The organism is Paenibacillus glycanilyticus NBRC 16618, assembly GCF_004000805.1.
Lineage (GTDB): Bacteria > Bacillota > Bacilli > Paenibacillales > Paenibacillaceae > Pristimantibacillus > Pristimantibacillus glycanilyticus.
Window position 1 is genome coordinate 142,466 of record NZ_BILY01000016.1, and the last position, 10,264, is coordinate 152,729.

At 53.7% G+C, this 10,264-nt stretch carries 8 protein-coding genes; 2 read left to right on the forward strand and 6 right to left on the reverse strand.

The genetic code is table 11. The features are described 5' to 3' along the window. Positions 1–38: 38 nt before the first annotated feature. The 5 genes from PGL01S_RS15030 to PGL01S_RS15050 all read right to left on the reverse strand — a co-directional run bounded on the left by PGL01S_RS15030 (position 39) and on the right by PGL01S_RS15050 (position 6,150). Entirely contained in the window at positions 39–929 is an 891-nt protein-coding gene (locus PGL01S_RS15030) for a DUF72 domain-containing protein (protein WP_127495426.1), read from the reverse strand. Between the two features lie 666 nt (positions 930–1,595). Beyond that, on the reverse strand, positions 1,596–2,765 hold the full coding sequence (locus PGL01S_RS15035) for an aminotransferase class I/II-fold pyridoxal phosphate-dependent enzyme (RefSeq protein WP_127495427.1): 1,170 nt from the start codon (positions 2,763–2,765) through the stop codon (positions 1,596–1,598). Positions 2,766–2,787: 22 nt separating this feature from the next. Then, the gene (locus PGL01S_RS15040; RefSeq protein ID WP_127495440.1) at positions 2,788–3,696 is read right to left on the reverse strand and encodes a D-alanine--D-alanine ligase; all 909 of its coding nucleotides are present in this window, start codon (positions 3,694–3,696) and stop codon (positions 2,788–2,790) included. A 56-nt stretch (positions 3,697–3,752) separates the two neighbouring features. Next, positions 3,753–5,216 (reverse strand): aminotransferase-like domain-containing protein, encoded by a 1,464-nt coding sequence (locus PGL01S_RS15045; RefSeq protein ID WP_127495428.1) that lies wholly within the window; start codon positions 5,214–5,216, stop codon positions 3,753–3,755. 181 nt (positions 5,217–5,397) lie between these two features. Beyond that, positions 5,398–6,150: an SDR family NAD(P)-dependent oxidoreductase gene (locus PGL01S_RS15050; protein WP_127495429.1), complete on the reverse strand. Its 753-nt coding sequence runs from the start codon at positions 6,148–6,150 to the stop codon at positions 5,398–5,400. Positions 6,151–6,314: 164 nt separating this feature from the next. Here PGL01S_RS15050 and PGL01S_RS15055 point away from each other — a divergent pair, with 164 nt between their 5' ends. Then, positions 6,315–6,962, forward strand: a complete 648-nt coding sequence (locus PGL01S_RS15055) for a TetR/AcrR family transcriptional regulator (protein ID WP_127495430.1) — start codon at positions 6,315–6,317, stop codon at positions 6,960–6,962. 96 nt (positions 6,963–7,058) lie between these two features. Here the strand turns inward: PGL01S_RS15055 and PGL01S_RS15060 are convergent, their stop codons facing one another. Then, positions 7,059–8,675, reverse strand: a complete 1,617-nt coding sequence (locus PGL01S_RS15060) for an S-layer homology domain-containing protein (protein WP_127495431.1) — start codon at positions 8,673–8,675, stop codon at positions 7,059–7,061. Between the two features lie 737 nt (positions 8,676–9,412). Between PGL01S_RS15060 and PGL01S_RS15070 the strand changes: the two genes are divergently transcribed. Continuing rightward, complete coding sequence (locus PGL01S_RS15070) at positions 9,413–10,051, forward strand: M15 family metallopeptidase (protein WP_127495432.1); 639 nt, start codon at positions 9,413–9,415, stop codon at positions 10,049–10,051. Positions 10,052–10,264 lie beyond the last annotated feature (213 nt).

Consider the following 10,264-nt stretch of genomic DNA (forward strand, 5'->3'; position numbering starts at 1 on the left):
GACTGCCTCTTTCATACTTTCCTTTATAGCTAGTGTGTTTAGAAAAGATCAAGCTGCTCATATTGCGGCGGTAATTCGAGCGGCTCCAGCGGGTCCTTGCCATCCGGCCTTAGCAGGCCGAGCAGCGCCATCATCTGCTTCGCGTTGTCCGCCGCATCGCCGCCGGAGTTATTGTTGAAGATCACGCAAATATGCTCGCTTTGCTGCTGCAGCTGCTCCAAATACCCTGCCCACTGCCGCAGCTCGTCCTCGTTATAACGATATAGATAGCGGACATCCCGCCAATTCGGCGCCCCGCCCTGGTTCCAGCCGCCGGCGTTACGGCCGTGGAACCGGACAACCGTCATGGAAGCATCCGTCACCTCAAGCACGGTTGGTATCGATCCTAGACCCGCCTGCGGCTCGTCGCATACGCTATGCAGCCAGCCCTCCTGGCGCATGAAGTCCAGCGTACGCTTCCGGTATTCCTCGGTGAACCAGCTTTGATGACGGAACTCGAGCGCGACGGGGATCCCTTCCATCCGGCGCTTCGTTTCCCGCAGAATACGCACGTTGTCCCGGGTACAGTCGAACCACGGCGGGTACTGGAACAGAGCCGCGCTCAGGCGCCCCGCTTCCATCACCGGCATAATCGATTCGCGAAAAGCCGCAAACGTGCCGTCTGGATCATTAGCCGCCGCTGCTGCCGCAGGACCACGCTGATGTCCGGTCATTCCTTGGTAAGCCTTGACGATAAAATGCAGCGACTCCGGCGTCTCCTCCGTCCACTTGGCGAACCTCTCCGGAGGCTGTATCGCGTAAAAGCTGCTGTCCACCTCAACCAGCGGGAAATGCTTCGCATATTCCTTCAGCCGGTCCTTCGCTTTGACATTTGGGCCGTACAGCGCGTCCTGGTCTCCCCAGCCCGCAAGCCCGATATGGATAGGCATCGAATATCACCCGCTCTCCAACTAAACTATGTTTCTCCAACCTATCATACCTGCTCCGTATTCTGCAAATAACCGCTGCCATAGATGCAAAAACAGGTTATTCCGGCTTACCAGCCCGAGAGGACTGATTCGTCGAAATAACCTGTTTACTAGTGCGCATAGATTTGCGGCTGCATACGTCGGCAGCCATGCTTCCAGTGCACGTTTTGCAGTATATTGCTGCATTTTCGCTAGAAAGCCCGATTATACTGCACGATATGCAGGATATTCCGTCCGAAACAGCCTAAATGAGCTCCATCGAGACCAATATACTGCATTCCGTGCAACATACGGTGCTCCGGAGCGCCATATCGGGCGTATATGCTGCATTCTGTGCAGGATATGGCACTCTAGGCTTACAATGGCTTGCATTCTGCATTCTGCGAGGCATATGGCGTCTAGAGACGCCAGCTCAGACGCATGCGATATACGGTGCTCCGGAGCGCGATATCGAGCGTGTATGGCTGCATTAGGTGCAGTATACGCGCCCAGCACAGGGTATACCCATTTCCAGTCCAGCATACTGCATCCCCTTACAGCATCGTCGCGCACCTAAGCAGCTACGCAAAAGCGGCAGGCTGGCCTATTGCCAGCCTGCCGCTCAAGAGACAGCCCCGAGGCTACACTTTACATCGCCGTCCGCATCCAGCGGCCGATGCGCTCCAGAGCCTCCGACAGATTCGAAGTCGAGGAAGCGTACGAGCAGCGGATAAAGCCCTCGCCGCCCCGGCCGAATACCGAGCCGGGCACTGCCGCTACCTTCGCTTCCTGCAGCAGCCGCGTAGCGAACTGCTCCGAGCCGAGCCCGGTCGCAGCGATGGACGGGAAAGCGTAAAACGCTCCTTGCGGATCCCGGCATGTGAGCCCCAGCTCGCTTAAGCCTTTTACGAACATCCGCCGCCTCTGGTTAAACGCCTCTACCATCTCGTCTTTATCCTCCATGCAGCTGCGCAGGCATTCGATCGCGGCAACCTGGCCAACAATCGGCGCGCAAAGAGCGGTATATTGATGGATCTTGGTCATCGCTGCGATCAGCTCCTGACCGCCGCAAGCGTAGCCAACTCGCATTCCCGTCATCGCAAAAGCCTTAGAAAAGCCGCTGATCACCACCGTCCGATCCTTCATCCCCGGAAGGGAAGCGAAGCTGACATGCTTGCCTTCGTAAGTCAGCTCCGCATAGATCTCATCGGACAATACGATGAGGTTATGCTCTTCCACAAGCTTCGTAATCGGCAGCCAATCCTCGTAGGACATAACCGCTCCGGTCGGATTGCTAGGGAAGTTGACGAAGAGCACCTTGGAACGGGGAGTTATCGCCTGCCTGAGCGCATCTGCCGTAAGCTTGAACGACTGGGCGGCCGTCATCTCCAGTTCAACCGGCACCCCTCCGTTCAGCTTGCAGATCGGCGCGTAAGCAATGTAACCGGGAACCGGAATAATCATTTCATCGCCGGGCTCAAGAAGCGCCCGCATGGCCAGGTCAATCGCTTCGCTGCCGCCTACCGTAACCAGCACTTCCTTGGCCGGTTCGTAGCGGACTCCAAAGCTTTTGTCCAAGTACGCCGCAATCTCCTCCCGAAGCTCCATAAGGCCTTCGTTAGGCGTATACATCGTCCGGCCCCGCTCGAGCGCCCGAATGCAGGCCTCTCTGGCCGCCTTAGGCGTTGCGAAATCGGGTTCCCCAACCCCTAGCGATATGATTTCCTTGTTTCCCTCAGCCGCGTTAAAAAACTTGCGAATGCCCGAGGGGGGCAAATCGCGGACTAGCGGCGTCACCCATGTGCTCGTCGTCAACATGGTTAATCCTCTCCCTGGCCGATTATTTCTCTTTGCGTTCCTCAAGAGAATAATCGATGATGTAGTCAAGCAGCTCGTTGAACTTGATACCAGCCGCTTTGGCCGCCTTAGGCAGCAAGCTGTTCTTCGTCAGACCCGGCAGCGTGTTCGCTTCCAGAACGTACGGAACACCGTTTGCGATAATCATGTCGATACGCGCATACACGCTGCACTTCAATGACTTGTAGCAGCCAAGCGCAGAAGCTTCGACGCGGGCCTGCACGTCGGCCGGCAATTCGATCACTTCTTCCGTCGCTCCGCCATCCTGGTACTTGGAGTCGAAATCGAAAAACTCCGAGTTGGCTTTAATCGATACGATTGGAAGCAGCTTGCCGTTCAGGACGGCGCATGTGATTTCTTCCCCGCCTACGAACTGCTCGATCATAACGGAGTCATCCCACTTCAACGCTTCCGCTACCGCTTCCTCGATCCCCTCCTGCGTTTTAACCAGACGCGTAGCGATGCTCGAGCCGCCCGAATTCGGCTTCACGACAACCGGCAGGCCAAGGCGCTCCACGTTGGCCGCGGCAAGCTCCTCCATGCTGGCGACGTTAATCCAATCGGCTGTCAGGATGCCGTCGAAACGGATAAGCTTTTTAGCCAGCTCTTTATCCATGCTTACGCTGCTCGACAACACGCCGCAGCCCGAGTAAGGAATGCCAAGCGATTCCAGCGTGCCTTGCACCGTACCGTCTTCGCCGTATTTGCCGTGAAGAGCGAGCAGCGCGAAGTCGATACCGGCCGTTTTATCAATCAAATCGCGTTTCGTGTTAATCTCGATCGGCACAACTTCATATTTGCCGCGATCCAGATTCGCGATCATTTCTTGCCCCGTCAATAAAGAAATTTCTCTCTCGGACGAAATGCCGCCCATAATAACGCCGATTTTCATCATGTTGTTAATAAGCCTCCTGAAAATTTAATAACCATAATTGTTTATGAAAAGAATTACTTCCCGAGCATAGCTTTCGCAGCGTCCCCGATCCTTTGGATCCCTATGACGATATTCTCGTCGGAGACGCGGGAGAAGCCAAGCCGCATCGCATGGCGGCCGCCGCCGTCCGTGTAGAAAATATCGCCGGGCGTAAACAGTACGCCCTGCTCCGTGCAGGCCTGCAGCAGCTCCCTAGTGGAGAAGCTCTCTCCGAATTCGACGAACAAATGAAGCCCGCCGTCGCCTGACAGCCTTTTTAGCGGCAGATACGTCTTACAGCTCTCCACGGCCAGTTCGTATTTGCGCTTGTATTCCGCCTTCGCACGCTTCAGATATTTCTCGAAGTTGCCATTATGAAGATATTGATAGAGCAGCGATTGATCAAGAGTCGACGTATGAATGGTGCGCGCGCGTTTGACGCTTTCCAGATAGTCGATCAGCTCCTTATCCGCCAGAATCCATCCGACGCGCAGGCCGGGGAACAGAATTTTGGAGAAGCTGCCCAAATAAATCGTTCCGTTATTGCGGTTGCCGCCGTAAGCGAGCAAAGGGGCCACATGAGCGCCTGAATAACGAAGCTCTTCATTAAAGCCGTCCTCGATAATCGGAATCCGGCGGTCGTTCAGCATACGCACCGTTTCCGCCCGTTTCTCGTGGGACATCACGATCCCCGTCGGGTTATGGTACGAAGGAACAAGATAAGCGAGGTCGAATTCCTGCCCGCCAAGCTTCTCTTCCAGCTGTTCTAGGCTAATGCCGTCAGGCTCCATATCTACGCCCGTAATGGCGAATTGGTGCATCTTTAAATTTTTAATTGCGGTATGGTGAGTCGGGTTCTCGCATAACGCGTGTCCGCTGCGCTTCCCAAGCGCCGACAGGACAAGGTCGAACCCTTCCGTAAAACCGTTCGTAATGAGCATATCTTTGCCCGCCAGATCGACGCCTTTGTTCTCCATGTAACGCATCAGGAAATCGATTAAGGGCTTATACCCTTTGGCGTAGCCGTAATTCAGGATTATGTTGCCTTCCAGCGACATCCGGTCGAGGAATGCGCGCTTCACGTTTTGCAGATCGAAGAGCTTTTCGTCCGGAGCGATGCTCGTAAAAGAAATCGCCCCCCGCTTCGCGCGGATGCCATGCTTCATCAGATCATGCTCTTCCGCCGCGCGGGCCAGATCATTGATCCTCTCGCTCCAGTCCAGCTGCTTGCCGGTGCCTTCTTCCGCCGCAACGCCGCCCGCCGATTGCGCGACGAAGTTGCCTTTGCCTTTTACGGCGTATATGAATCCTTCATCCACCAGATCCGCATAAGCGGTCACGATGGTGTTGCGGCCAACATTCATCAAGAGGCTTAACTCTCGCGTGGACGGAAGTTTCTGATTCGCCTGCAGCGCGCCCGTTATCATCAGCCGTTTCATATAATCCTTGACCTGCATCGATACCGGCCGGTCGCTTGCGAATTGAATATCAGAATACACCCCGTCACCTCCAAATAAATGAATTGCTGCCGCCTTTCAGCGTCTTGCTCCGTAAGCATAATCATATCATGGCACAAAATAGCTTCAAGCAAAAGAACCACGCCGGGCGTTATTCGCCTTCAGCGTGGTTCTTAGACAAGATTCGCGGGAGAAATGTAAGCCCGCTATCATTTCCGTTCTTTTATTTCGCCGTCACGCCGCCGTCGACAGGCAATTCGATGCCGGTCAGGTACGATGCGTCATCCGACGCGAGGAACAGGACCGCCTTCGCAACCTCAACCGCTTGTCCTACGCGCGGCAATGCGGTCTGGGACAGAAACCATCCGAGCATTTGCTCGTTGTTCACGAACTCCTTGCTCATCGGCGTCTCGATAAAGCCCGGATGCACGGAGTTGACGCGGATGTTGTCCTTGCCGTAATCAACGGCAGCAGCCTTGCTCAGCATGCGGACAGCGCCCTTCGATGCCGTATAAGCGCCGGCGCCTTGACTCCCGGTAATGCCGGCAATCGACGAGATGTTTACAATCGAACCGCCGTTATTTTCCTGCATATGAGGTACAACGTGCTTCATCCCGAGAAACACGCTCGATAGGTTAATATTCATGACCTTGTCCCATTGCTCGACCGTGGTATCCAGCATGCCGACCGCAAACGAAATACCCGCATTGTTAACTAGGATATCGATTCGGCCATATGCCTCTACCGCCGCCGCGACAACGCTCATCCACTGCTCCTCGGACGCAACATTGTGCGCGATTGCCGTTGCAACGCCGCCTTCCGCCTCGATCTCCTTCACAACGGCAAGCACCGCTGCTTCATTAATGTCGGTGGCTACCACCTTCGCGCCTTCACGGGCGAACAATAATGCTTCCTCACGGCCCATGCCGCTTCCCGCGCCTGTAATAATAGCTACTTTATCCGCTAGACGACTCATGGATCATCTCTCCCCGAATAATAAAATGATAGTGTGTATATCACTATGATATAAACTATATCACCATGTTCGTCGAGGCGCAATGCTTCTTGCCTAGAAGGAGTTGGCATCGTTATAATACCCATATAATTGATGGCTGCTTAGCCAATGAAAGGTAACGACAAATGGATGCAAAAGAACGGTACGAGAAAGAACGGAGCGACGGCAAACAGCAGAGGCTGCTGGCGATTCTAGAGGCGGCCGAGCAAGAGTTTATCCGCCGGGGCATTGAGAAAACCACCATGCAGCATATCGCGGACGCGGCCAATATCGGCATCGCTACGCTGTTTCGGTATTTTCCGAAGAAGGAAAAGCTGATCGTTGCAGTGGCAACCAAGCTGCTGCAGCCGATTCATGACGCCTTTATGGCAACCGCCGCTCTGCCGCTGTCTTGTCTGGACAAGCTGGAACGCCTATTCGACTTCCTTATAGAGGAGCATAACCGCGCTAGCGCCAAATTTATGGTCGACTTCGACAGCTACGCTGCCCACTCCCAGGAGCCGGTCGAGGACATGGAGACGTTTGTAGCCCTGCATCGGCGGATCTCGTTGCATTTCGCGGCTATTGTACAGTCCGGCATCGAGGATCGCTCGATCCGCCAGGATCTGCAGATCAAAGAGACGCTTACGACGATCATGAACAGCTTTGGCCATTTTTCGCGGCAGCTGTCGCTGCAGAACAACATTCTGCTCTTTGAATCGGATCTCGAATCCAGGCCGCAGCTGCTCATCCTCAAAGGGATGTTCCTGGAATACGTAAAGAACCCATCATGAAATCGCGCCAGAACAAAAAGAACGCTCCCCGCATGGTACGGGGAAGCGTTCTTTTATTGTTAATCGAGTAAATAAATAAGAGCATGAATCCATAAGCTAATTAAAATTTAACCCATAGAACCTTTCTGCATTGCTTAGACTGGTGTAAATATCGGTGCTGGCTCCTCCCATGAACCAATAGGCAAGGCCGGCCAGGTTATAATCCATAGCCTTTTTATATTTGGCGGCAAGCGAACGTCCATCCTCGATCCAGAACTGATGCTTAAGGCCGTTAAGCTGATACGATGCGGTATATTGCGAAACGGATGCATCCCATGCCGGGAGCAGCGAACGGTTGTGCACGATGTTATTTTGCTCAATAAGCGTCAATTCTGTTGCCGTTACCTTACCGGTCTTATCCGTGACCCATTCTTGATTGTAATAAGGCAGCGCCAGAATAACCTTGTTTGCGGGCACTTCCTCCAGGATCTTGGCAATGGAATAATCCACATAAGGCAGCGAGGCGACTGAGCCCGCAATTGGACTGGTGCTCCAATGCTCGTCGTAAGCCATCAACACCATGTAGTCGGCCGAAGCGCCAAGCGCCTTATAATCGAAGCCTTCCGTCCAGTCGCTGCCAAGGTCAGGCGATACGCATACAGAGACGACGGCGCCAACCTTATGCAGCTTCGCGCTAAGCTCGCTGACAAAAGCGGTCATATAAGCACGGTCGGCGGGAGCGACGTTCTCGAAATCAATATTCAGCCCCTTCAAACCGTACTTCTGCACATAGCCCGTAAGCTGATCGACAACTTTACCGCGGTACGTCGCATTGGACAAATTCTGATGCGTCACTTCCTGATTCGAGCGGTTGCCGACCATCGCCCAAATTTGTCTTTTGTTTTTACTTGCCCAGCTCACGAGGGACTGATCCGTATAGTCTGCCACAGCTCCGGCCGGATCGAAGAAATACCAGCGCGGGGATAAACTCGTAACGTTAGCTTGGAGAACCGACTGCTCGTATTGGGCCGCCGTCTGGCCGTATTGCCAGCCAAGCTGGATGCGGGTTGAGGACTGCGATTTCGCAAGCGCGGAAGCCCACTTTGCATTTTGCAGGGCACGGTCGATGACAGCGGCTGTTTCCTGTCTGGTCATCCCTTCTGCGGGATTGAAATTACCTTTAGCATCTCCGGCCATCAGGTTAAGCTCAAGCGCCGCGCCAACTGCCCTATCCGCCCAATCCGCGATCTTGTCAGCGTCGGCGAAATACGAGGTATTGCCGGATACGCCGGATTGCTTGAATGCCCGAATAAGCATAATTGCCGCTTCCTGCCTTGTGACGGGCTTCGACGGCTCGAAGGTATGCGCGCTTGTCCCATCCACGAGGCCAATCTGGACGGCAGCCGTAACCGCGTCGTAGTACCAGTCTTTTGCCTTCATATCCTTAAAGGGATTGATCTCGCCGTGAACGGTTTTGATCCCGAGTACGCGGTCCAGAATCGTAATGAATTCCGCCCGGGTAACGGGTTTTTTTGGCGAAAAGGTTCTACCGGAAGTACCCGATAATATTTGTTTGTCGTATAAGCGAATGATAGAGTCCCTGGCAAAGCTGCCCGCAATATCGTCAAAAGGCAGCTTGTCCGTGCTGGCTGCATCAACGGTTGGAACGATTCCCATTAGGCAGGACAATGCTGCAGCTCCCGCGACCCATCTCTTAAACTTGCCAGTAAACAAGAGAATGTCCCCCTAAAGAATAATAGATTAGATCATGATTCTCTAATGGTAACAAAGTTCCGGCGAGGGTTCATCGGCAAGAAAATGGCAATACGCTTCTGGTGGCGGTGCAGCCGTACTTCCGGTACAAGCGTCATCGGGTTGCATTTATAATTGGTCAGATGCCTCAGGAACAAACACCCAAGCACCTTGGAGCAAACCGTCATAAGTTATAGAGTACTCAAGACGTAAGGAGGTGCATGTAGAATGTCCGGTTACGTTGGTGGTGTTAACTCTACAGGTTTCATCCTGGTGCTTTTTATACTGTTGGTGATCATTATTTGCGGTTGTGGCTTTGGTAAATTTTATTAATCCCTAGCTTATCTGCACGAATCATCCCGGCAGCATACGAAGCTTAATCCGCAAGCAAAAGGCCCATTTCGATGGGCCTTTTGTGCGTTTTGCGGAGGAAGTGGCTTAACGAACGGAACAGGCCTTATGCCGGCGTGCCTATGAGAGAACTTCTATCGCGGCTCTCTTTTGTACATGCCCCTTATCAATTTGGAAGCCCGTTGAAAACCCGGCGGGACATGCCCGGGCTGTCGCATTCCCCTACCCCGGACGGGGGCCAGCGAATGTCGAACTGTGCTACAATGAGACAATCCGAGTGTTTAGGAGCTTACATAATTGCGCATGCTAATAGAGAGATTCATAGATTAAGAGAGAGAAAAGGACAGCTGGAGAGGAGAAGTTAAGAAATGCCCGAACCTTTGGCACGGCAAAATACGACCGTTGGCCGAATAGGTCAGCCGTATGTCAGGCCGGAACAGAAGCAGAAGCGAAGCCGGGTTATGACCTCGCTCGTATTGGTTGCGATTATCGTGATGGGCTGGCGATGGATCCAATCCGTACAGGATCATCCCACGCCTGCCCGGGAGCAGGCACCGGCAAAAAGCACGGCAATAGCCGGCCTTCACCCGATTGTTGCCGAGAAGGCAGATGAGCTTGTTGCCCAGACCGGCAAGCTGGGTATCAAAATTATGATCACCGACGATTTCCGCTCAAGCGAAGAGCAGAACGCCCTTTACAAGAAAGGCCGGTCCGAACCCGGGCAAGTGGTCACCAATGTCAAAGGCGGCGCATCTTACCATAACTACGGCCTCGCGGTCGATTTCGCGCTTGTTAAGCCGGATGGCGATGTGATCTGGGATATGGAATACGACGGCAACGGCAACGGCAAGTCCGATTGGATGGAGGTCGTCTCGGCAGCCAAAAAGCTTGGCTTTGCCTGGGGCGGAGACTGGACAAGCTTCAAGGATTATCCCCACCTTCAAATGGACTTTGGCTACTCGATAAAAGATCTGCAGAACGGCAAACGCCCTCCTGCAACCGAATAAATAGAAAAGTCATGGCCCTGCGCTGATTGTTCAGCGGGAGGGCCATGACTTTTTATGTGCTTAACGATGCCGCGATTCAGGCGCGGGCGCTTTACTCGCTTTTTCGCGCGTTTTTCACGTGCTTAACGATGTCGCGCATCGTTAAGCCTCCCGGTTTACGCCCTTTTTACCGCCTTAACGATGTCTCGCATCGTTAAGCTGCGCGATCCGGGG